Consider the following 439-nt stretch of genomic DNA (forward strand, 5'->3'; position numbering starts at 1 on the left):
CCAGCTCGGCCTTGACCGGCACGCCCGGATAGAAACGCTTCAGGAGCTCGGCCGTCGGCAGGTCGGACGAGGTGTCATCATTGGCGGCGTTGAACACCTGATAGCCCAGCCCGTCCTTCTCGATCGCGCGCAGGGTGATCTGGGCGAGGCCGCGGGCGTCGATGTAGCTCCAGGCGATGCGCTTGCGGAAACCCGGATCGGCGAACCATTTCGGGAACAGCGAATATTCATGCGGCTCGATGACGTTGCCGATGCGAAGCGCATAAATGTCGAAACCGCTGCGCAGCGCGAAGGCCCGCGCCGTCTTCTCGTTGACGATCTTCGACAGCGCATAAGAATCCATCGGGTCGACGTCGTAATCCTCGTCGAGCGGAAAATGCGTGGGATTGCGCGGCTCGTTGGCGAAGACCAGGCCGTAGGTCGTCTCGCTGGAAGCGAT

The 439-nt window shown here is 62.2% G+C and carries 1 protein-coding gene; it reads right to left on the reverse strand.

What is annotated here, in order from left to right; translation table 11 throughout:
* On the reverse strand, positions 1-439 hold a 439-nt coding region (locus EN808_RS35170), incomplete at both ends, for an NAD(P)-dependent oxidoreductase (protein ID WP_135918219.1).

Source organism: Mesorhizobium sp. M8A.F.Ca.ET.165.01.1.1, from assembly GCF_004792065.1.
Lineage (GTDB): Bacteria > Pseudomonadota > Alphaproteobacteria > Rhizobiales > Rhizobiaceae > Mesorhizobium.